General features: G+C 43.0%; 20 protein-coding genes and 1 pseudogene. 2 read left to right on the top strand and 19 right to left on the bottom strand.

Annotated elements, in window-relative coordinates; translation table 11 throughout:
• From WKT12_RS12670 to WKT12_RS12585, 18 genes are all read right to left on the bottom strand, one after another.
• A complete protein-coding gene (locus WKT12_RS12670) occupies positions 1–1,137 on the bottom strand; it encodes a glycosyltransferase (protein ID WP_340319894.1) in 1,137 nt (378 codons plus the stop codon).
• The gene (locus WKT12_RS12665) at positions 1,134–2,057 is read right to left on the bottom strand and encodes a glycosyltransferase family 2 protein (RefSeq protein ID WP_340319893.1); all 924 of its coding nucleotides are present in this window, start codon (positions 2,055–2,057) and stop codon (positions 1,134–1,136) included. Before WKT12_RS12665 ends, WKT12_RS12670 begins: the two co-directional genes overlap by 4 nt.
• A complete protein-coding gene (locus WKT12_RS12660; protein WP_340319892.1) occupies positions 2,057–2,851 on the bottom strand; it encodes a glycosyltransferase family 2 protein in 795 nt (264 codons plus the stop codon). The genes WKT12_RS12665 and WKT12_RS12660 overlap by 1 nt, the downstream gene beginning before the upstream one ends.
• Positions 2,848–4,134, bottom strand: a complete 1,287-nt coding sequence (locus WKT12_RS12655) for an ABC transporter ATP-binding protein (RefSeq protein WP_340319891.1) — start codon at positions 4,132–4,134, stop codon at positions 2,848–2,850. The genes WKT12_RS12660 and WKT12_RS12655 overlap by 4 nt, the downstream gene beginning before the upstream one ends.
• A gap of 15 nt (positions 4,135–4,149) precedes the next feature.
• Entirely contained in the window at positions 4,150–5,019 is an 870-nt protein-coding gene (locus WKT12_RS12650) for an ABC transporter permease (RefSeq protein WP_340319890.1), read from the bottom strand.
• The gene (locus WKT12_RS12645; protein ID WP_340319889.1) at positions 5,016–6,134 is read right to left on the bottom strand and encodes an EpsG family protein; all 1,119 of its coding nucleotides are present in this window, start codon (positions 6,132–6,134) and stop codon (positions 5,016–5,018) included. The genes WKT12_RS12650 and WKT12_RS12645 overlap by 4 nt, the downstream gene beginning before the upstream one ends.
• Positions 6,135–6,140: 6 nt before the next feature.
• Positions 6,141–7,151, bottom strand: a complete 1,011-nt coding sequence (locus WKT12_RS12640; RefSeq protein ID WP_340319888.1) for an endonuclease/exonuclease/phosphatase family protein — start codon at positions 7,149–7,151, stop codon at positions 6,141–6,143.
• Positions 7,138–7,860 carry a tyrosine-protein phosphatase gene (locus WKT12_RS12635; protein ID WP_340319887.1) on the bottom strand — a complete coding sequence of 241 codons (723 nt, stop codon included), beginning with the start codon at positions 7,858–7,860 and terminating at the stop codon, positions 7,138–7,140. Before WKT12_RS12635 ends, WKT12_RS12640 begins: the two co-directional genes overlap by 14 nt.
• A 21-nt stretch (positions 7,861–7,881) precedes the next feature.
• Positions 7,882–10,284 carry a GumC family protein gene (locus tag WKT12_RS12630; RefSeq protein WP_340319886.1) on the bottom strand — a complete coding sequence of 801 codons (2,403 nt, stop codon included), beginning with the start codon at positions 10,282–10,284 and terminating at the stop codon, positions 7,882–7,884.
• Positions 10,285–10,297: 13 nt separating this feature from the next.
• Positions 10,298–11,107 (bottom strand): polysaccharide biosynthesis/export family protein, encoded by an 810-nt coding sequence (locus WKT12_RS12625; RefSeq protein ID WP_340319885.1) that lies wholly within the window; start codon positions 11,105–11,107, stop codon positions 10,298–10,300.
• A 16-nt stretch (positions 11,108–11,123) separates the two neighbouring features.
• Entirely contained in the window at positions 11,124–12,839 is a 1,716-nt protein-coding gene (locus tag WKT12_RS12620; RefSeq protein ID WP_340319884.1) for an ABC transporter ATP-binding protein, read from the bottom strand.
• Positions 12,808–13,956 carry a nucleotidyltransferase family protein gene (locus tag WKT12_RS12615; protein WP_340319883.1) on the bottom strand — a complete coding sequence of 383 codons (1,149 nt, stop codon included), beginning with the start codon at positions 13,954–13,956 and terminating at the stop codon, positions 12,808–12,810. Before WKT12_RS12615 ends, WKT12_RS12620 begins: the two co-directional genes overlap by 32 nt.
• Positions 13,953–14,219, bottom strand: coding sequence for a PqqD family protein (locus tag WKT12_RS12610; protein ID WP_340319882.1), 267 nt, complete (start codon positions 14,217–14,219; stop codon positions 13,953–13,955). Before WKT12_RS12610 ends, WKT12_RS12615 begins: the two co-directional genes overlap by 4 nt.
• Positions 14,220–14,222: 3 nt before the next feature.
• Entirely contained in the window at positions 14,223–14,699 is a 477-nt protein-coding gene (locus tag WKT12_RS12605; RefSeq protein WP_340319881.1) for a S24/S26 family peptidase, read from the bottom strand.
• Between the two features lie 5 nt (positions 14,700–14,704).
• The gene (locus WKT12_RS12600; RefSeq protein WP_340319880.1) at positions 14,705–14,986 is read right to left on the bottom strand and encodes a PqqD family protein; all 282 of its coding nucleotides are present in this window, start codon (positions 14,984–14,986) and stop codon (positions 14,705–14,707) included.
• Positions 14,983–15,843 carry a hypothetical protein gene (locus WKT12_RS12595; RefSeq protein WP_340319879.1) on the bottom strand — a complete coding sequence of 287 codons (861 nt, stop codon included), beginning with the start codon at positions 15,841–15,843 and terminating at the stop codon, positions 14,983–14,985. The genes WKT12_RS12600 and WKT12_RS12595 overlap by 4 nt, the downstream gene beginning before the upstream one ends.
• Positions 15,844–15,854: 11 nt before the next feature.
• Positions 15,855–16,961: a radical SAM protein gene (locus WKT12_RS12590; protein WP_340319878.1), complete on the bottom strand. Its 1,107-nt coding sequence runs from the start codon at positions 16,959–16,961 to the stop codon at positions 15,855–15,857.
• Positions 16,962–17,032: 71 nt separating this feature from the next.
• Positions 17,033–17,443 (bottom strand): hypothetical protein, encoded by a 411-nt coding sequence (locus WKT12_RS12585; RefSeq protein WP_340319917.1) that lies wholly within the window; start codon positions 17,441–17,443, stop codon positions 17,033–17,035.
• On the opposite strand from WKT12_RS12585, the pseudogene WKT12_RS12580 reads away from it, so the two are divergent.
• Positions 17,435–17,701: pseudogene (locus WKT12_RS12580) on the top strand (DapH/DapD/GlmU-related protein); the annotation flags it as partial. The gene WKT12_RS12585 and the pseudogene WKT12_RS12580 overlap by 9 nt on opposite strands.
• Positions 17,698–18,828 carry a glycosyltransferase family 4 protein gene (locus tag WKT12_RS12575; RefSeq protein WP_340319877.1) on the top strand — a complete coding sequence of 377 codons (1,131 nt, stop codon included), beginning with the start codon at positions 17,698–17,700 and terminating at the stop codon, positions 18,826–18,828. The pseudogene WKT12_RS12580 and the gene WKT12_RS12575, both read left to right, overlap by 4 nt.
• A gap of 99 nt (positions 18,829–18,927) precedes the next feature.
• Here the strand turns inward: WKT12_RS12575 and WKT12_RS12570 are convergent, their stop codons facing one another.
• Positions 18,928–20,934 carry a protein-disulfide reductase DsbD family protein gene (locus WKT12_RS12570; protein WP_340319876.1) on the bottom strand — a complete coding sequence of 669 codons (2,007 nt, stop codon included), beginning with the start codon at positions 20,932–20,934 and terminating at the stop codon, positions 18,928–18,930.
• Between the last annotated feature and the right edge of the window lie 29 nt (positions 20,935–20,963).

The following is a 20,963-nucleotide window of genomic DNA, read 5'->3' as shown; positions in this document are numbered from 1 at the left end:
TTAGGACTTAAAAAGATTCTCAATTTGGGTCATCTGATTAGACAATAAAAATCGTTCCTGGTGTTTTAGGATATTTTGTTTATATGAAGCCAATAGGTTGGTATTATCCAAAACATGTTTAATACCCTCATACAATCCACTTTCAGAGTTTTCTGTAATTAAACCACATTTCCCATTTAGTAGTAATTCATCCATACCCGAACACGCAGTTGTAATAACTGGTAGCTCTAAAATTAGTGCCTCGGTTACAGCTGTGCTGTATCCTTCACTGACTGATGAACAGACAAAGATATCAGAATGCTTGAGATATGGATATGGATTCTTTTGGAATCCCCAAAGGGTGACTATTTCATTAAGAGAATGTGTATGTATGTATTCTTCCAGTATAGGGCGTTGCTCGCCATCCCCTAATATCCATAGTTCGATGGGATACCCATTTTCGTATAAACGGTTTATTACCCGTAATAATCTGTCGTATGCTTTTTGAGGGACAAAACGTCCTACTGTTACTATTCGGATTGATTGCGTTTTGGGAGGTAAGGAGATGAATTCGTTAGCTCTTTTTATAATATTATCGTTCTCTATAGGGTTGTATAAAGTTATTGCGTTATTGATGCTATATAATCGATTAATAGCATTTGTTGCAGTATTGGATACTCCTATAATTTTATCGTATTTCTGATAAGATTGTTTTTCTTCTTCCTCATTTTTATAAACTGAAGTAATCCAATGGTTGTTGATTAAATCAGTATGAACCCAAGCTATCTTTTGAGCTTTTTTATTAGTGGAATGTGAAAGAATTTTCGTGCAAAAGCCTTCAACAAAAGCTATTTCTATGTCATTCCCTTTAGGTATAAAAAGAGTATAAATCAACTGAGAAGGTAGAATTCTATATATGAGCAAATACAGAATCTTATATAATATTTTACCCAACAAACCTTTTTTTTGTGGGTTCCCTAAAACCGATGTGTAGTTTACGTATTTTCTAACTTCTGCTGCATATATTCCTGTATCAACAATCGTACATAAAGTTATGTCGAATTTAGTCTTATCTATATGTTTCAAGAGTACAGAAAGAACTTTTTCGGCTCCACCTCCGGATAGAGACTCTATAAGAAATAAGAGTTTGGGTTTCATGGCCTGATTAAAGTTTTAAATATATAATATAACCACTCTTTATAGTTAAGGGATGGATATTTGATAGGTACATCTCCAAGTGTTTTTTTTAAGTATTTTTCCCCTTCTTTTCTTTGTATCTTATAGTATGGATACAGTCTGTAAATGTTGGAGGTTATCATTTGATAAATGCCCTCTTGAGTTCTAGGGGAATGATATCCCTTTAGAACTTCTGAAGTCATTATTAATGATTTGATTTGTGATGTCGCAGCTTTGGTAGATATACGTTTGCTTAAGCTATTGGGAGTAGATCTGTAAAAAGATAAAGATTGAGAACAAAATTTTATTCTTTTTGACTGGGATATGATTCTTGCCAGATATTCACCATCATCATTCATGGATAAAGTTTCGTTCCATAATCCGGCTTGATGAACCAAAGATATAGGTATCATGTAACTAATAGGAGGCATACAGCATTTATTAAAGATAAAATCCAGTAAGATTTCCATAGGATTATTATAGTCATGCCATACACTTGTTTGATTAGATTCCGGTAATACTATTTTACCATCTTTGATAATATTCCATGCTCCAATGTACAACGTATCGTCCTTATTTTTTTCGCTATCATAGAGTATAATTTGTTCTTTTATTTTGTTTTTGTCAAGGATATCATCTGAATCAAGAAATTGTATCAGCTCCCCAGAGGCATAATGTAGCCCTAAATTTCTTGCAGAGGCTGCTCCTTTATTCTCTTGAGATAGGAGTTTTATTCTGTTATCCTGAAAAGATTGTGCTATTTCAAAAGATTTATCTGTTGATCCGTCATTTATTATAATGATTTCAAGATTTTTATAGCTTTGATTCAATACAGAACAAATACACTCTTTGATATATTTTTCCGAATTATATACTGGAATTAGTATAGAAACTTTAGGCATTAAACATTGAATTTAAATTTTTCATATAATATGACCATTCTATATAAAAGTGAATATAAAGCTCTGGAAAATTTGTATTTCCTAATTTCATTCATATGAAAAAGAAATTTATAATCTTCAATCACTTTCTGTGGCAAAATAGTATTTAAATATTCAGACCTTTCTTTACGAATTATATTCAGTGCTTTACGAGAAATCCCTGTATTATCAAAATATGCAATGTCTTGATTTATGTATGTAACAGAACAGTTATGTAAAATGATGGTTTCAAAGAAAAATTTCCAATCTGCTACAACTTTCAGGTTCTCATCATACATACCATATTTGTAAAATAAATCTTTTTTTATAAATGTTGTTTGATGGTTTAGACTACCCCAAAATAAATCATAACATGTGATATGGTTGGAATGTATTCCAAAATCTCGTTTATTTATTAAAGTATTATTTATTTGATTGCCATTAATAAAATCGCTGGTAATGGAACGGTTAAAAACATTTTTAAGTGTATCTTTATTGCAAAGATAATCTCCGGAATTGAGGAAATAGATATATTCTCCTTGTGCGAGCTTGACTCCTTTGTTCATGGCATTATAAATACCATTGTCTTTCTCACTGATACAATGGGTAAAATGTTGAATATGTTTTTTTAATAATTCTTTACTCCCATCTGTGGAATCTCCGTCAATAATTATCCATTCAAAATCTTTAAAAGTTTGGGATATTACACTTTGAATGGTTTTTATTAAGCCACTCTGGTTATTTAAATTAATTGTTATAATTGATAGTTTTTTCATTTTAATGATATTGCTTCAAGACCCATAAAACCTTCTTCATTACCTCTGAGAGCTCTCCCGAATCCCTCTTGGTAACCATCGATATGAAGTTCTGCGCAGTGAGGAGCTCTCATATACCATTCTACCATAGGTCGGTGTATATTGATATCAATGATATAATCTCCACTACTTAAATACTTGGGTAATATTATTTGTTTTTTGATGGTGAACTTCCCTTTGTTGATAGGGGTCAAAATTCCTTTATTATGTCCTTCTGCTAATGCTGCCATTGGAACCTCGTCTTTATTTTTTATGATAACCATAAGGTCAGCCAATAGATTCTCATCTGATTCTCCTGTTACAGTTATATTTAAGGTATTTTTCCCAGATTCTAAAGTAGAAGAACTATTATCTGTATCATTAAATAGAATATTGGTTACTTGGAAGCCGGATTTATGCCATGCGATATTATTGACGATTTTATTTTCTTGTTTGTTAGATGACTGACTCATTTTTAAATAATGATTGATTGTATCATTAATGTCATGACCAATATAATTGATACAACCATTGCTTAATACGATACCTTTATTGCATAAACTTCGTACAGCTGCCATATTATGACTAACAAACAATACAGTACGCCCTTCTCCTTTCGATACATCTTGCATTTTTCCAATAGCCTTTTTTTGGAATTCGGCATCTCCTACAGCCAGTACCTCATCTACCACGAGGATTTCAGGCTCTAAAAATGCTGCAACAGCAAATCCTAAACGTACGGTCATACCGCTTGAGTATCTTTTTACTGGAGTATCAATGTATCTTTCTACACCGGCAAAATCGATAATTTCATCAATTTTACGCTTGATTTCATGGCGAGTCATTCCCATGATGGAACCATTCATGTATATGTTTTCTCTTCCAGTCATTTCGGGATGGAAGCCGGTCCCTACTTCTAGTAAAGAGGCGATTCTTCCTTTTGCACGGATAACTCCTGTAGTAGGGGAGGTAACTCGGGATAGGAGTTTGAGCAAAGTTGATTTACCGGCTCCGTTTTTTCCGATAATACCTACTACATCTCCTTCTTGTACATCGAATGTGATATCTTTTAATGCCCATACGAATTCTGAATTTCCCTTTTTGGAGCGATCATTGGTTTCTCCAATTTTGAGATACGGGTCTTCTTTTCGCAAGATCGTGGTTTTCCACCATCTATTTAAATCGTGTGAGAGGGTTCCTGTTCCTACTAATCCTAAATGATATAATTTCCCTATATGATCGAATTGAATAGCTATATTACTCATGTTTTTATTTACATATTAGACTGTGTCCATAAAATTACGTTCTACTCGGTTGAATATGATAATGGATAGGAAAAGTGTAATTAGTAATACTATGAAACTGTAACCTAATCCTATCCAGTCTAATGAACCGCTTCCCATACAACTGTATTTGAAAGTTTCGAATATCGATGTTAAGGGATTGAATGATATAAGCATACGGTATTTTTCGGGAGCTGCACTGAGGGGATAAATTACGGGGGTTACATACATGAATAATTGAATTCCGAATGTAACTAATTGGGTCAAGTCACGGTATTTGGTTGTCAAGGCTGAAATAATCAGTCCCCATGACATGGCGTGAAGGGCTATCATAAGAATCAAAATCGGGAAAAGAATAATGGTCCAATTTATTGTTAAGTTTACTCCTTGGATGTAATAATACAGGTAAATAACGATGAATAGTATTAATTGGATACCAAACTTGATGAGATTGGAAGTGATACCGGATAAGGGGACTACCAAACGAGGGAAATATACTTTCCCGAAAACACTTGCATTGGCTGTAAACACGTTGGAAGAAACCATAAAGGCGGAATTGAAATAATTCCATAACAGGATACCGGACATATAAAAAAGAGGTTGAGGAATACCATCAGTCGAGATACCTGCCAATCCTCCGAAGACAAACATATACATGATGGTTGTCAGGATGGGTTGTATAAGAAACCAAAGAGGCCCCAAGATCGTTTGTTTGTAAACGGTTATAATATCTCGTTTTACATACATGTAGTATAAGTCCCGATATCGCCAGATGTCTTTCAAATCGACATCCAACAATTTTTTCTTGGGTTTGATTTCTATACTCCAGTTGTCTTTTTCTAATTTATTCGTTGTTTGTATACTCATATTGAACCTTTAATGATATTAAAATAAAATGCGAATGCATAAAATGCTAATAAAGCTGCTCCTAATATTTTTTCATGACTTTGCCAGAAGCGTTTTTTCATAAAAGGATATATCAAAATAACCGGCATGATGAACCAGGATATCTGAGCAAAGCGGTTACTATAAGTGGCACGAATGACTAATACCCAAAAGGCATTGGTAATCAGGAATGTATTATAGAGCCAGTGATAATATTCATCGCGGAAATTACGGCGGAAAATAAAATAATAGCCTACAAATACGCCCATGGTGCTATAGAGCAGGAAGTCCCAACGGAAGGTCATACTCATTTGGACGATTTCTCCTACCATGTTTTCTCCTGTCAGATAACCGGAGAAGCGGTCATCTTCTCCAAAGATTTTCAAAGTTGCCAAATAACTTTGTATGCGCATGCCGGCCGCATACGAGGCTCCTACACAGCCTATCCATGCCAGCAGGTAGAGATAGCTGTTTTTGACAAACCAGGCGATGGCGGCTGCACCTACCATAAGTACACAGGATTTATGAAATCCGATGGCAATGATGCCTAAGAGGATGGCGATGGGGAGATGGTTGATGTAGGTCATTGCCAAAATAAAGACTGACGCGCCCATTCCGTTTCGGATACCGTTTACCCCATAATTCCAAAAGGTAAACATGCTGAATATCACTAACAGGGGAATGTAGTAATAGGATTTGAAAATGCGCTGCATGGCCAGCCACAAACTACCTACATAAATAAAAGCACATAGTAAGAAGAAGCTATGGATATCACTGTATTTGGCAAACCAGGCATGCAGGTTATAAAAAAGAAAATCTGTTCCCCATTCCCAGGTAAAAGGTTCGGAAGAGCGTTGTATATCGTAAAAACCATGGGCATAGTTTATAGTATCACCGAAAGCACCGGAAACAGGGCGTAGTCCCATATAAAAAATAAGGATTGCTGTAAACAGAACTCCCCATACGGCATTCAGACTGACAATGTTTTTATGTAGGGCAATACCTGTATTGCATTGCCAGAAAGCAATCAGTACCAGTATAAGAATACTGTAATGGAAAAAGGGGGTATAATCGGCTATGGGTATAAAGTCTATCATAAAAGGTTACGATTGTGGGTTATGCGGAGTTATTTGTAGCTCTGCGTATTGGATTTGGTGATCACTCCAGCAATTGCTATATAAACGATAAGCTGATGTTTTCAGTTCTGGAGCGCAGAATGTATAATCGATGCGGAATAAATTCCCGGCAGGCTGGTAGGTTCCTTCCCATCCGTTTCCGGCTTCGAGAAAGCAATCGCTCAGTTGAGCGGTCAGTTTCCGGTAGGCATACGATACGGGGGTATCGTTCAGGTCACCGCATACGGTAACGGGGTACGGGCTGGAGGCGATGGCTTCTGCCAATTGCTGGGCCTGACGGTTACGTGCTACCGCATTAAGCTGGTAGGTATGCAGGCGGTTGTTTCCCTGGTAAGCAAACGACATGCCGGTAGTCTGCAAGTGGATGTTGAACAGCCGAATGATGGTTCCATTGCATTGCAGGTCTATCTGTAACACTTTGTTATAGCTGTCGGGAAAGTAATATTCTTTCATACCCGATAACGGGAAACGACTGTATACTGCCAGATTGAGTACTTCGTCTTCGCGGCTGTTGAATACCTGGTAAGGGTATCCGAAAGCTGCTGAAATGCTGTCACGATGCAACAGGTTGTCGTGCGGACGTTCCTGCAGACAGATGACATCGGGATGAAGATTCCGGATAAAAGCGGCACTTGCCTGTAGGGTTTGTTTGCTGAGCTGAAAGCCTTCGGTATTCCAACTGACTATCCGTAAAAGGGCATGATCTTCTGAACTATTTGTATGAAAAGAAACTGTCCAGGATTTTCCGGTAAGGAACAGACTGAGGAGGCAGGAAATGCCAAACAACAGGGTGATGCCTTTTTTTCGGCAGAAAACTGCTATTATAGTTGCCAACAAGCTGAATATAGCTAAAGGGATCACCAGCAAACCCAACGGGGACAGGTAACCTGCGAGTACCGGAGGACACCAGGGCATGAGGGCAGTTGCTATTGTCATACATGTTGTCAGTCCGGCCAGAATATAGCTAAATATTTTCATTGTTTGCTATTAGTAAACTAAGGGCATCCAGTTGTGCACTGGTGAGTTTCATATTTTGCAGCATGGGGGCGTATCGCTCCAGGTGATGCAGGTCGGTTCCTACGTAGGTATACATGCCGGCTGCCAGCAGGGCTTCGGCTGCGTGACGGGCGCCGGGGCTGTAGTAACCGGACAATGACATGAGGTTCAACTGTAAGTTGTATCCGTCAGTACGGTACAAGTTGCGGTAGTCGTCCATCGTCATGTAGGTATATCGTTCGGGATGGGCAATGACCGGAAAATAGTTCTTTCGTACTGTAGCCAAAATGTCCTTCATTCCTACTGGTGGAAGCATGTAGGAGGTTTCCACCAGCAGGTGTCTTTCTCCCAAAGGTAGTACTTCGGAAGGTAGCTTGGAGGTGAACTGAGCATCCATCATGTATTCTCCTGCCTGATGAATCTTAATTGGACCTTTGTAACAGGTGCGGAATTTCTCGAAGCGTTCGGTCAGGTAGGTTTGGGTGTTTCGTTCCATGTCGGACATGACATGGGGGGTAAACCATACGGAGGTAATACCGAGTTCTTCGAGGAACTGAAGCAGCTCCACAGAGGTGGCTTTATCGGGGGAGCCGTCGTCCACTCCCGGAAGAATGTGGGAGTGGATGTCGGTCATTCCTTTCAATATACCTGACTGAACCAGGTTATGCTTTTTCTTAAAACTGAAAAACATGTAATCTCGTTTGTTTATCGGTTATTTTTTCCAGAACTGGTACCATTTGTGCGGCTTGTTTTCGTAGCCGTATCCATAACCGTAACCATATCCGTATCCATAGCCATAACCGTTGTTCTTGGTATGGGCACCGTTCAGGATAACGGACATATTTTTAAGTTGTCCGGTACGGTAAATCTTTTCCAGATCGGGTAGCATACGGCGGTCGAACCGGTCGGCACGAATAACGAAGATGGTCAAATCGGCAATACGGTTAGTAATTGCTGCATCGGCAATGATACCTACCGGTACATTGTCGACGATGATGTAGTCGTATTGCTTGCGGAGGGTGGCAATCATTTCCTCCAAACGTTCACTGAGCAGCAGTTCGGCAGGATTCGGAGCAGAAGGACCTGCCGGAATGATATCCAGATTGTCTACCAGTTCATCGTGCTTGATGATTTCCGCCAATTCAGCTCGTCCCGACAGATAGGAAGTCATTCCCTTGTCGTGATGGTGGATGTGTGAACTAAGGGTTCCTTTACGGATATCCAAGTCAATCAGGATGACCTTTTTTTCGGTCTGAGCGATACTTGCCGCCAGATTGCTGCACACAAAGGTCTTTCCGGCACCTGCTCCGAAAGAGCTGAAGGTAACTACCTGCAGATTCTTGCTCTTTACACGCATGAACTCCATGTTGGTGCGTACGATACGGAATGCTTCGGAAGCGATGTCACGTCCCTGACTGCGTACGATAATTCCTTTTTTACCTTTTGCACTTGGCTCTTTTTTGCTCTTTGATAATGGTATTTCACCTAAGAAGGGTACACTGAGGTTGTCTTCAAGATCCTTACGAGTATGTACTTTGGTATCGAAAAACATAAAGGCGAGCAAAATAACAGCTGGTAATGCGATTCCTTTCATGACACCTCCCATAATGATACTTTTTCCGTTAGGAGTATAAGGCATGTCACTACCTCCTGCCGGGTCGAGTACGCGTACATCTGTTTCAGTTGTTGCCTGGCTGAGTGCGTTCTCTTCACGCTTGTTGAGCAGGTAGAGGTATAACTCCTCTTTGATACGCTGCTGACGTTCGATAGACAGCATCTGACGTTGCTGAGTCGGAATGCTGGCGATGCGGCGTTGTGCTTCGGAGGTACGGTTCCGGGCTTCCTTGAGTTTTGCGTTAATGCTGACAATCAGGTTGTCGATATCGCGGATGATGTTCTGGCGAATAGCGAGCAGCGTATTGTTCAGTTCCTGTACTACCGGGTTCTTGTTGCTACTGTTCTTGATAAGCTTGTCACGCTTCAGCTTGTTGGTGTTGTATTGTACAATCTGTGCTTCGATATTGGCATCGGCTATACCTGTATTGGATGGAATAAGACCGGTGATTTTGGATGGGTCTACTAAGAATTGCTTGATATATTTAGCCATTTCAATCTGAAGTTCCATCTCGGTGGCTTGCGTACCGTATTGTTCTTTGTCGGATACTGATGTGCTTGCCGAAGAGGAAACGTCAATAATCTCGTGCTGACGTTTGTAATTTTCTATTTCGGATTCTACTCCTCCTAATTCTTTCTCAATGATAATCAAACGTTCATTGATGAATTGGGAAGTACTAATGGCTATCTGGTTCTTGTCTTTAATGGTTTCTTCATTATAAACGGTAATCAGCATGTTCAGTACATCTTCAGCACGGACAGTAGAATAGTCGTTGAGGCTGAGGTACAAAATGGAAGCATCGTTTTCGGCCTGACTAATGCTCAGGTTGGAGCCGAAAAGGCTTGCCATGTTATCAATGCTGTTTTTCTCTACATGGATAGTAGTATCGAACCACTTGCTGCCATAATACAGTGTGGGACTGACTACCAGTTTGCCGAGCGGAGTCGGGATGGTATCGTTGAGCTTGGCTGTCAGCGCCTTGTCTGCTACCGGTAATATGTCGCCACCAAAATCTGTCAGGCGTACTTCGTGATCATTAATGGGAGTGACACTGACACGTGCTGTTTGATAATCTTCTGTTTCGGCAAAAGAAACCTTTACGGGGGCCTGTGTGTATAATTCTTTTTCGCGTAGCCCGTCGTCCATTTTGTAGCAGATATTGGCATTCAGACGGCTGACTACTTCACGCATCAGGTTGTGTGACTGGAACTGAAGTATTTCGTTGGATACATTGGTAGTGGCCATGGTCTGAAAGCGTTCAAGTCCGTTGTAGCTCCGTTGATTGGCATTTTTTATCATGACCGTTGCCGAACGGGAATATTTGAAAGGAGTTTTGGCGTACTGATACCATGCATAGCCTCCGAAGATTGCAACCGACAGGACAAACCAGTACCAGCGGTTGATCAGGTACATTATCATGTCCATAGGGTTGATATTGAAACCGCTTCCGCTGATGTTCTTATCGGGAGAGAGGTCTTTTTGTTCACTCATTTGTATCATAGGTTGAAGGGAATTATTTAACTGCTAATACGACTAAAGAAGTAATAGTGGTGATGAATGACAGAATCATGCTGAAAGTACTGAAGGTACGCTGGGCATTGTCGCGGGTCTTGTTGGCTGACGGTTCTACGTATACGATGTCATTCTGCTGAAGGTAATAGCAGGGAGAATTGAATACATCTCTTGAACGGAGATCGTGGAACAAAATACGCCGCTTGTTTCCGTATTCGCGGATAACGGCTACACGGTCTACACGACCATCGTCGCTAATATCGCCTGCCTTGGCAATGGCTTCCAGTAAGGTAATGCGGTCACCGGTAATATCATAAACTCCCGGACTTCCTACTTCTCCTAATACGGTCACTTTGAAGTTCAGGAAGTTGACCATGACAATAGGATCTTTAATCAGATCTTCATCAATCAAACGTTGCTTAATCAATTCGGTAACTTGTCCGCGAGTACGTCCTTCTACTTTCAGTTTACCCAAAATCGGGAAATCGATTTCTCCGTTTACATCGACCAGGTAACCTTTGTTGGCATTGTCGCCGCCGCTGGTAGGGGTGGAACTGGTGATATTGCCATCCAGACCAACGCTGTAGTTACTGCTACCCGGGATATTGAAGGGTAAGGTCAGTTCCGGATTCTTGCAACTTACGGTAATGCTGAGGCGGTCGTCACGATGGATGACAGCTTCGTATTTTTGGAAAACCGGATATTCCTTGAGCTCCTCCATGTCGCGGAGATAGATTAAGTCTTTTCTTGTTGCACAAGATGAGAAAAGCAAGGTTGTAAATAAAAAGAGTAAAAGGGCTGATTTGTTCATGTCTATTTTTTGATTTTTATAGTTGTTCTATTGTTTTAAGTTCGTTTTCGTTCAGGTGGATGACAGAATCGCACCGTTCCATAACCCTCGGATCGTGGGTGACAAAGATAATGGTTTTTTCCTTTCCTTCGGCTAAAATGTTGTTTATTAACTTTGTAGTGGTATCAACATCAAGGGCAGAAGAGGCTTCGTCGAACAGCCAGATGTTACCCGGACGCAGCAGGGCACGGGCTATGGAGATACGCTGTGCCTGTCCTTCGGAAAGACCATAACCGTGTTCTCCAATGCGGGTATCTACTCCTTCAGGTAAATCGAATACAAAGTCGGCACAGGCAATACGCAGTACTTGCTCCAGTCGGGCTTCGCTACAGTCGGAAGCACCTAAAAGTACATTTTCACGGACGGTACCACTGAGCAGAGTGTTTCCCTGAGGGACATACATGAAGTTGATGCGGGTGGCGGAAGTGTCTGTATATGTTTTTCCATCTGCCCTCACAAGGTTAATCGTTCCTTCATCGGGATGGACTAGTGCGAGCATAAGGCGAATGATGGTAGTTTTGCCAGTACCGGTAGGTCCCGCTACGGCTGTAGAAGTGCCGGGACGGAATTCTGCTGAGAAATCGTGAAGCACGTGCTGTCCGGACTCGTAGCCGAACGAAACATGCTTGAATTCCAAAGTAAGTGGTCCGTCAATATGTTCCGGGGTTTCATCCGGCTCTACATCTTCGAACAATTCCATGAGACGTTCTACCGATGCCCAGCCACGGACTAAGGAGGGCGGAATGGCAATCAAGCCCAGAAAAGGTCCTTGCACCTGTCCTACTAATTGCAGGAAGGCAGTCATGGTACCGAAAGTAATCTCCTGATGCTCCAGACGGTAAATACCCCACAAAAAGGCACATAAATATCCTCCTCCGAAGACAAAACCCATTACACCTTGCGAGAAGGTAGAAAACTTGATCTGTTCCATACCGAGGTTGAACAGTTTTTCCTGTGATTCATGTAACTTTTGCTTACGGTAATCGGTAGCTCCTAACGAGCGGACCAGCACACGTTGTGACAGGTTTTCCTGCATGACCGAACCCATTTCGCTGTTCATGGCTTTTTGTGCTTTACTTAGCTCGCGCACTTTGCGGAAATAGATTTTAGACAAGAGTACCAGTGGAGTAGCTCCCAGTATGAACCACGCCAGGCGCGGTTCGAGTGCCCAAAGGAAGATAAATGCTCCCACCAGCTGCACACAGGTTATCAGTAGGTTAGGTAGAATTCCCATTCCCATGCTAAGCACTTCGGAAGCATCGCTGTTGATACGGGTCAGCAAGTCGCCGGTATGCCATTTTTGTCCGCTCTTCCACGAGCACATCATCAAGGCATCCGACAATGAGTTCTGCATGCGGATACCGATACGCATGTTGATTTTCCCAAAAATCCAAGGAGAAATCAACTTGACCGCCATGCCGAAGAAGAAGAAAAATACCACGATACCAGCGGCCATCCAGACATTACCTTCGCGGGCACCGGTTACAATATCGATGATCCATTTGGAGAGCCAGACATTGAAGAGGGACATCCCTACCCCGAAAATACCTGAGAAAATGGAAAATATGATAAGCCAGTGGTATCCCTGCGTAACCTGAAGAACCCAGCGCATGGCTTTTTTGCCAATGGTATATTGCTGGGAGAGATTCTCACGGGTTAGTTTACTTAGTATTTTTTTCAGTATGGTTTTCATGTGTGGTAAAAAGTTCTTTTATGCGTCTGAGGATAAGTAATGTGGGCCACCAAAAAGTTTCTGCCGGGGCACAAGTGAAGAATAGCTGTATTTTACGGGCTATCTGCCGGGTAGTGTACAGCTTGTTTTTCCATTTACCTTCGGGACGCTGTTTCTTGCGCTCATCGTAAAAACCGAAATTGCCGCTTTCCCAGATTTCTGTCATCAGAGCAGTGGTATCGCAATGTTTTCGGAAAGGGAGATATTCCTCGGACAATCCTAAATGTTCTGCCAGAAAAGAATAAAGCAGGCAAGACCATTGCCAGACACCAAAGCTGTGGCATAGATGTTCCAGTTCTGTGCGGTTGGTTTCCTGGGCCAGTCCTTTGAGTAGGATGGCCGCATCGCATAACTGGCGCAAGCCGATTCCTTCGTTGAGCAAGTGTTTCAGTATATGGGTGGAAACCAGCAAATGGTGAGCTTCCGGTGTGGGGACACTGATGTGTATGCCATTGTATTCAGGCTGGATGCTTGGTTGTGCCGTACAGAAAATCTGTTGCTCCCATTTTCGTAATGTCTTCTGAATAAAAGGGCTGTGCAGTTCTATCAGCTCGGGATGCAGTTCGATAACAACCTGCCCAATACAACAGGCGGCGTCATCGCTTGCTCCGTATCTGACACTGACTCCGGATGCTTCCAGTTTCCTGGCTGCCTGTCGTACGGCTTCGGCACTGCCGAAATACAGGTCGATGTCGCCGCAGATACGATGCAGTGGTTGAGGATAATAGCAACTCAGGGCCAGTCCTTTGATTAATTCAAAAGAGATGGAAGGCTCGGATGCAAAAAAACGATTGAGCGAACAAAGTACTTGAATATGTTGTTTGTTGATGCGTTCCCACTGATCAATGTCCAACGTCCATCGTAAAATGAGCGTATGTGGTGGATACAACGGACGAGGAAGCAACAACATACCATCGTATACGATACCTTGTACTGCCTGCCTGCGGCTGTGAATATATAATGCCTGCCATTCTTCGGGTGATAGTGGAAAATACTTCTCTGCATCTTCCTTGACTCCCCAAAGTCCTTGGCGGATCAGGAAAAACAGCGCATCTTTTATGCGGTCACTACTGTTCATGCCAGCAGTCCGGTTCTTTGCCACTGCATGCACATTTCGTGTACATCGGAAGCAGCCGTTTCACGGTCGACATCGTATTCTTCACAGAGTAAATCAACCAGATAATCTTCATCGAATTCTTTACCTTCTGCTTGTTGCCACAACCATGCGGCAGTCTCATTCAGAGTCAGAATCTGCGTCATGTCCATGGTTTCGCTGAAAGGATTTACTATCATATATTCTCCGGCAACTTCGCGGAGAGTGAGGTTTTCGTTGAGTTTCATAAATTAATTGTTAGTTGTTATTGATTTTTTTATTTTCCAAAGCACACGGAGGAGATAGCTTCTCCAGGGGTGCATATAACACCATAATAGCCCGACAAGCCTCATCAAGGGGCTTTCGGGCGAGAAGCTGTGCCGGCCGCGGTAATAGCGGGTGACTACAGCAATAATCCGGGAGTAGTCTGTATGTTCGAACTGGTTGGTATTGCCGTCGCCGAGTAAGGTGATGCGTCCACTTTTTGTTATTTGTCGGATACGGTGTAATACGATGCCCGATTCATCGGTTTGTGCTACGACTACTGTTCCTTTGCGGATGTGTTTTCCATCGGGGGGAGCGAGCAAGACATCATCGTTGTGGCGGAGGAAGGGAAGCATGCTACTTCCTCGCACGCGGATACGGACTGATTTCCCTTGACGGAGTATTTCCTGTACGCCGGCAAAAAACAGATCGTTGCGGACAAATACTTCTTTTTTCTGTTCCATCTGTCTTACCAGTTCAGACCAGACGGCTGGATCATGCCCTGCTGTAACAGTTGCATGATAAAATCAGAGGCATCTGCTGCGGCTGTTTCTCGGTCAACCTCGTATTCGTCGAGTATCATGTCGACCAACTGGTTAAAATCAGCTGCTTCTTCGATATGCTCCCAGATAAAGGCAGCTGTATCGGTGAGGCTGATCATGCCGTTGAAATCGTGTGCGGTTTCGTCAGCCGGAACCAGTACGGTTTCATCGGCAATGGTGCGTGATATAAAGGATTTAATTTTTTTCATACATGGTTCATTATAAGTTTCTGGTACAGGGTGTCGACGGCCTCACGACTGATGTTGCACGCATAAGTAAGGCAGGGCAAGGTGGACACAAGAGATTCGGTGAAAGTCATTGCCGCATCCGTAAACTCACGGTTCCAGTAGTTTACCGTCAGTTGTTCCAGTACACGCCTGAATGTAAGGACTTTCTTTTCTATTATTAAATGATTGTCGGGTGCCTGTTGTAACAGGACGATAGCCTGTACTTCCCGACGTTCGTTGTGGCAGATGCCACTTGTACCACAGATGGGCCAGCCGTTGGCATAGAATGTATCGCCTTCATGGCTCAGCAAGCATTTGTCGCCGTTCAATACCTTTGCCTTTTCAGGCAGGTATTGGCACCACAGGTTAGTATGTGTGGTCTTCCCTATTCCACTGGGACCGCTGAACAAGATTGCTTTCCCCTCGAAGTCGAGGTAGGAACAGTGAAAGACAAAGGAATTTCGTAAAACAAGGTGCTTTTCGAGTGCCAGCAGGGAATGGAAGATGGTGTCGGCACTCAGCAGGTGCATGTAGGCCGGATTGAAATAAATTTCCGTATGGCATGCATCCGTTTCTTCCAGATACGCATAGGGCGTTTGTCCGTCCGGAAAAACCAATAACCGGGATTCCAGTCCCGACGGTTGCCGGAATACAAGGATATCCGGCTTACGAAAAACAGGTTGAATAGTGGGTAGCTGTGGATTCCGGTCCGTGTGGAAGGTATAATAGAGGTCCGCTTTTTCGAAGGTAGATTCGAAAAGCAACGTGTTTGCCGGAAGATATTCTCTTTCGAAACCTTCCAGCTGGATATGTAGAGGCCCTATGGTCAGTCTGATCATGATGTTATAAGTTAGCGTTGAACTTCCTGCTCAATGAGGCGGCGTTTAGCCTGGCCGATGGCGCAGAGATAAGTGGTATCTCCGCAATATTTTTTCTCGTTGGTTGCGTTGGCGTAGCATACGTTGCACAGCTTGCTCAGTTTGCAGCCGCTGCATTCCGTATGGGTGGGTAAAGCTGTACATTGCTCTACCACCTGCTGCCAGGCTTCAGCTACCGAGTGGGTAGCAAGAGATACGGATGGAGTAGCCATATCCACACAGGGTGACAACATGCCTTGCCAGTTGATCCAGCAGGAGCTTTTTCCGGCGCGGCAACTCAACGTCACGCCGTTGGGAACGGCAGATTCCATATCGGTGAGCTCTGCGTTCATACCTTTAATGTGTTCGTGATAATTGGCTTTGTATTTGTATTTGAGGTGTTCGATTTCGAGAGCGGCCACTTCTTCCGGAGTTAATCTGATTTCCGGAATCGAAAGCTGCGATGTACATGTCGGACTACAGAACAAAGATGTGTAGCAATTGATGGATGCCGGCATATCCAGTTCTTCCGCCATGCGGATGACCGTTTCGTAATCCTGTCGGTTTTTGCGGATGATGGTCAGGTTCAGTTTGGTATCGATGTGATACTTTTTCAGTAACCGAAGTCCCTGTATACAACGGTCGTACCCGTTTGAAGTATGGCATAAATCCTTGTAAGTTTCGTTGCATCCTCCATAGAGGCTGACATTGAGGCGGCGCGGTTTAACCTTGCTGAACAATTCCGCTACCTCTTCGGTAATAAGTGTCGCATTGGTGTTGATGGTAAGAATGAATCCCATTTCACGAAGGGCCAGATAAAGCTCGCTAAATTGAGGATACAACAAAGGCTCTCCTCCAGTAAGCAGGATGAACAGCGTACCCATGGCTTTCAGTTCTTCTGCTGTTTTTAGCCATTCATCCATACTCCGTACATTTCCATGCATCGCCAGTTCGCGTGCATTCATACGGACATAACACATGTCACAACTCAGGTTACAGAGTGGAGTCAGTTCGAAAGAAGCTGATATAGGGATTCTGAGTTGCGTTGCTTTATCTACCAAGCGTTTTTCTACCGGGTTTGCATCGTGTAGTTGGTCCATCTTTTAAAAAAGATAAGATTGTATCATGAAGGGTACAATCTTATCTCTATACGGTTTATTGATTTTGTTGATTATGATTTAGCCATTTCCCATGAGTTTCGGTCGAGATTTTCTGTACAATGTATATCATTATTATGTTTTCCTCTCCATATAATTACTTTTATATTATCAAACTCAGGTGTTCTGGTATCGTCCATATATCCATCAATGAAAGAGCTTGTGGTTGGGGCTTCATGCTTTTCCCCACATGCATGATAGGTTCCTAGATAATTCCTATAGTTAGGCTCTAGATTTCCCCACCTGTCAGTTTTAGGAGTTCCTGTAAAAACTTCGTAGGGGTATCTGTGTAAGTGAAGATCTCCTGCATTACATTCAAACAAATAATTACCATATTCTGTATCTCCACAAGCTGCAATATAGTTTTGTGGTACAAATGTTTCACTTTCCAAGACAGGCTTGATATATGCTCTTTTGTTTCCCATTGTATTATCAACACTGGAGCTTCGGTAGATCATGAGTGCGTTATTGATGATTTTGTACATATTTCCCCTCATTGCACATTGTGTGGAAATGTCCATGTAGGTGAAGGAACATGGATTGGTGCCGGATCAACAATTATTCCTGGAGTAAAGATTGGGAAATGGAGCATAGTAGGTGCCGGTTCGGTTGTCGTCAGGGATATTCCCGACGGTGTACTCGCCTTAGGTAACCGGTGTGAAGTAATAAAGAAATTGCAATGAAAAAGAAAGTCTTACGAATAGCGACGGTACCGATGTCGCTGAACTTGTTGCTACAAGGACAGTTGCGCATGCTGAATGAGGACTATGAAATGGTCGCTGTTTCTTCTCCCGGAAAAGATCTGGAAGAAGTGAAAGCAAGAGAAGGGGTGCGGACGGTAGGAATACGGATGGAGAGGCGTATCTCCCCTATTCAGGATTTGAAATCGCTCTTTGCACTGATAAAACTGATGCGGAAGGAAAAACCGTGGATGGTGCATACGATGACTCCGAAAGCGGGTTTGCTGGGGATGCTGGCAGCGCGGATATGTGGAGTGCCGGTCAGATTCCACTTGTTTACGGGGCTGGTTTTCCCTACTTCGACGGGGCTGAAGCGGAAGCTGTTGATGGCTACGGATAAACTGACGTGTGCTTGTGCTACATTCATTAATCCGGAAGGCGAAGGGGTAAAAAGGGATCTGGAACGTTTCGGCATTACGCACAAGGAATTGCATATAGTGGGAAACGGAAATATTAACGGAATTGATTTGGCGTATTTCGACCGGACGGAAGAGGTCATGAAAAAGGCTGAAAGCATTCGGGAGAAAGATTGTATAACCTTCTGTTTTGTGGGACGAATTGTCGGTGATAAAGGCATGAATGAACTGGCGGAGGCATTTGCAAGGCTGGAAAAAGAGTTTTCGTCATGCAGGTTGTTACTGGTGGGGGATTTCGAAGAGAAGCTGGACCCAGTCTTGCCGAAAACCAAACGGATGTTTTTAGAGGACAGCAGAGTGACGTTTGTCGGATGGCAGCAGGATATCCGGCCTTATCTGGCTGCTTCGGATGTGTTTGTCTTTCCTAGTTACCGGGAGGGCTTTCCGAATGTTGTTCTTCAGGCAGGAGCAATGAACTTGCCTAGTATCGTAACTGATATCAATGGAAGCAGTGAGATTATTCGTGACGGTGTGAATGGTGTGATTATTCCTCCCCGCAATACGGAGGTTTTATGGAGAGCAATGAGGAATATGCTTACGGACGAAGCGGCGAGGCAGAAAATGGCTGCTAATGCGCGGAATTTGATTGGCAGCAGGTATGACAGGATGTTCCTGTGGCAGGAGCTTAGAAAGACATATAAGAGTCTGGAATAATACTTTGCTGCAAACAACGGTTGGAAATATGAAAAAGCTTCCGGAAACCGATCAAAAGGTTTCCGGAAGCTTTTTTGTTGTTCCACTGAAAGGAGCTAATTATTTCTTGTAGTTCTTCAGACCAGTCTGGAGGAAGTCTACGTACTTGGCGATGTCTTCATCGTACGAATATGACTTGTTCAGAGGCATACCTTCGTTGTCGAGCAATACGTAGAACGGCTGTGCATTGGCTCCAAATTTAGAGCGTTGTAGATAGCTCCATTTGTCTCCTATCGTGCGCAAGGTGCGTTCTGTTCCATTTTCTGTAACCTTTATCGGTTCCGGAAGTTTGGTCTTTTCGTCGACGTACAATGTAATAAGTACATAATCGTCGTTCAGCAACTGACTTACTTTCGGATCGGTCCATACGGCAAGTTCCATCTTACGGCAATTTACGCAACCATATCCGGTAAAGTCGATCATGACTGGTTTATTGTTCTGACGAGCATATTCCATACCCGCATCAAAGTCGGTGAATTTAGCATGTACTTCGTTCTTATATAAATTGAAGTCCTGAGTCTGCATGGGAGGTGCGAAAGCACTGACAGCTTTCAAAGGTGCTCCCCAAAGTCCTGGAATCATATATACGGCAAAAGCCAGTGAGATCAGTGCCAGGAAGAAACGTCCCACCCCTACTTTATTGTTATCATCATCGTGCGGGAACTTGATTTTGCCCAGCAGATACATACCTAATAAAGCAAAGATTACAATCCAGAGTGCCAGGAACGTTTCACGGTCGAGCAATCTCCAACCGTATGCCAGGTCGGCAACCGACAAGAATTTCAAAGCGAATGCCAGTTCCAGGAATCCCAGTACTACTTTGATGACGTTCATCCAGCCTCCAGATTTAGGCATAGACTTCAGCCATGACGGGAACATTGCAAAGAGGGTGAACGGTAAAGCCAGTGCGATAGCGAAGCCCAACATACCGATAGCCGGAGCAACTACGCTACCTGTAGTAGAAACTTCTACCAACAAGAAGCCGATGATAGGACCAGTACAAGAGAAAGATACCAACGACAAGGTAAATGCCATAAGGAAGATGCTAAGCAAACCTGTTGTTGCTTCTGCCTTGCTGTCGACGGCATTGCTCCACTTAGACGGTAAGGTAATTTCGAATGCGCCGAAGAAAGAAGCAGCGAAAACAACCAGCATCAGGAAGAACAAGATGTTGAAGATGGCATTGGTAGACAATGCATTAAGTGCGCTCGCTCCAAAAATCAATGTAATGGCAAGTCCCAGTGCTACGTAGATAACTACGATAGAGGCACCATAAGTCCATGCATCGCGAATACCTTTTTTCTTATCCTTTGTACGTTTCAGGAAGAAGCTGACAGTCATCGGGATAATAGGCCATACACAAGGAGTAAACAAGGCGAGAAGACCTCCTACCAGTCCGGTAAAGAAAATGTAAATCCAGGAATGTGATTCCTGCTCTTCATTACTTCCATAGCTGGAAAGTTCTTTGATAACCGGTTTCCAGTAATCTGTAGCGTCCTGCAAAGTTTGCGGAGCAGCTACTGTGGCAGAATCGGCTGTCTCGACTGGCTGGTCGGTTGCAGTCTCTTCCGCTGCTTTTGCATCGGCAGATGTTGTCGAAGCGGCTCCGGCAGCAGTTCCTTTATATGAAAAATCTACGCTGGTAGGCGGCAAGCAGTTTTGGTCGTTGCATGCGCCATATTCCAGATAACCAGTCACCAGATAATTACCTCCAGTCAGTTTGACCTTCTGCGAGAACTTAGCTGTACCTTCGAAGAATTTCACTTCCATATCGAAGATAGGGTCCATTTGTTTGATTTCTTTTCCTACCGGAGTAAGTTTACCAACTAATTCAGCACCTTCTATCTTGTCGATGTTGAAAGTTGCGGAAGTAGGACCGCCTTCTTGCAGGTCGGTAGAATAAACATGCCAGCCCTGGTCCATTGTACCAGTAAAAATAATTTCTGCTTCATTGGCCGAAAGATTTTTCCATTCGGTCTTGAATCGTACCGGATCTTGCATCTGGGCGAACATGGGCAAACAGATTAACGCCATGAGCAGCCAACTGAGCGTGATTCTTCTTTTCATCGTTTCTTTTCGATTTTTTTGATTGTAAA

It is taken from the genome of Phocaeicola sp. HCN-6420 (genome assembly GCF_037890145.1).
GTDB lineage: Bacteria > Bacteroidota > Bacteroidia > Bacteroidales > Bacteroidaceae > Phocaeicola.
Note: the sequence above shows the minus strand (reverse complement) of the source record. Positions and strands in the feature narration are given on the sequence as shown.

Bases quoted from the DNA above. Each gene is read 5' to 3' on its own strand.
- WKT12_RS12670 (WP_340319894.1), bottom strand. From the start codon at position 1,137: ATGAAACCCAAACTCTTATTTCTTATAGAGTCTCTATCCGGAGGTGGA.
- WKT12_RS12665 (WP_340319893.1), bottom strand. From the start codon at position 2,057: ATGCCTAAAGTTTCTATACTAATTCCAGTATATAATTCGGAAAAATAT.
- WKT12_RS12660 (WP_340319892.1), bottom strand. From the start codon at position 2,851: ATGAAAAAACTATCAATTATAACAATTAATTTAAATAACCAGAGTGGC.
- WKT12_RS12655 (WP_340319891.1), bottom strand. From the start codon at position 4,134: ATGAGTAATATAGCTATTCAATTCGATCATATAGGGAAATTATATCAT.
- WKT12_RS12650 (WP_340319890.1), bottom strand. From the start codon at position 5,019: ATGAGTATACAAACAACGAATAAATTAGAAAAAGACAACTGGAGTATA.
- WKT12_RS12645 (WP_340319889.1), bottom strand. From the start codon at position 6,134: ATGATAGACTTTATACCCATAGCCGATTATACCCCCTTTTTCCATTAC.
- WKT12_RS12640 (WP_340319888.1), bottom strand. From the start codon at position 7,151: ATGAAAATATTTAGCTATATTCTGGCCGGACTGACAACATGTATGACA.
- WKT12_RS12635 (WP_340319887.1), bottom strand. From the start codon at position 7,860: ATGTTTTTCAGTTTTAAGAAAAAGCATAACCTGGTTCAGTCAGGTATA.
- WKT12_RS12630 (WP_340319886.1), bottom strand. From the start codon at position 10,284: ATGATACAAATGAGTGAACAAAAAGACCTCTCTCCCGATAAGAACATC.
- WKT12_RS12625 (WP_340319885.1), bottom strand. From the start codon at position 11,107: ATGAACAAATCAGCCCTTTTACTCTTTTTATTTACAACCTTGCTTTTC.
- WKT12_RS12620 (WP_340319884.1), bottom strand. From the start codon at position 12,839: ATGAAAACCATACTGAAAAAAATACTAAGTAAACTAACCCGTGAGAAT.
- WKT12_RS12615 (WP_340319883.1), bottom strand. From the start codon at position 13,956: ATGAACAGTAGTGACCGCATAAAAGATGCGCTGTTTTTCCTGATCCGC.
- WKT12_RS12610 (WP_340319882.1), bottom strand. From the start codon at position 14,219: ATGAAACTCAACGAAAACCTCACTCTCCGCGAAGTTGCCGGAGAATAT.
- WKT12_RS12605 (WP_340319881.1), bottom strand. From the start codon at position 14,699: ATGGAACAGAAAAAAGAAGTATTTGTCCGCAACGATCTGTTTTTTGCC.
- WKT12_RS12600 (WP_340319880.1), bottom strand. From the start codon at position 14,986: ATGAAAAAAATTAAATCCTTTATATCACGCACCATTGCCGATGAAACC.
- WKT12_RS12595 (WP_340319879.1), bottom strand. From the start codon at position 15,843: ATGATCAGACTGACCATAGGGCCTCTACATATCCAGCTGGAAGGTTTC.
- WKT12_RS12590 (WP_340319878.1), bottom strand. From the start codon at position 16,961: ATGGACCAACTACACGATGCAAACCCGGTAGAAAAACGCTTGGTAGAT.
- WKT12_RS12585 (WP_340319917.1), bottom strand. From the start codon at position 17,443: ATGGGAAACAAAAGAGCATATATCAAGCCTGTCTTGGAAAGTGAAACA.
- WKT12_RS12575 (WP_340319877.1), top strand. From the start codon at position 17,698: ATGAAAAAGAAAGTCTTACGAATAGCGACGGTACCGATGTCGCTGAAC.
- WKT12_RS12570 (WP_340319876.1), bottom strand. From the start codon at position 20,934: ATGAAAAGAAGAATCACGCTCAGTTGGCTGCTCATGGCGTTAATCTGT.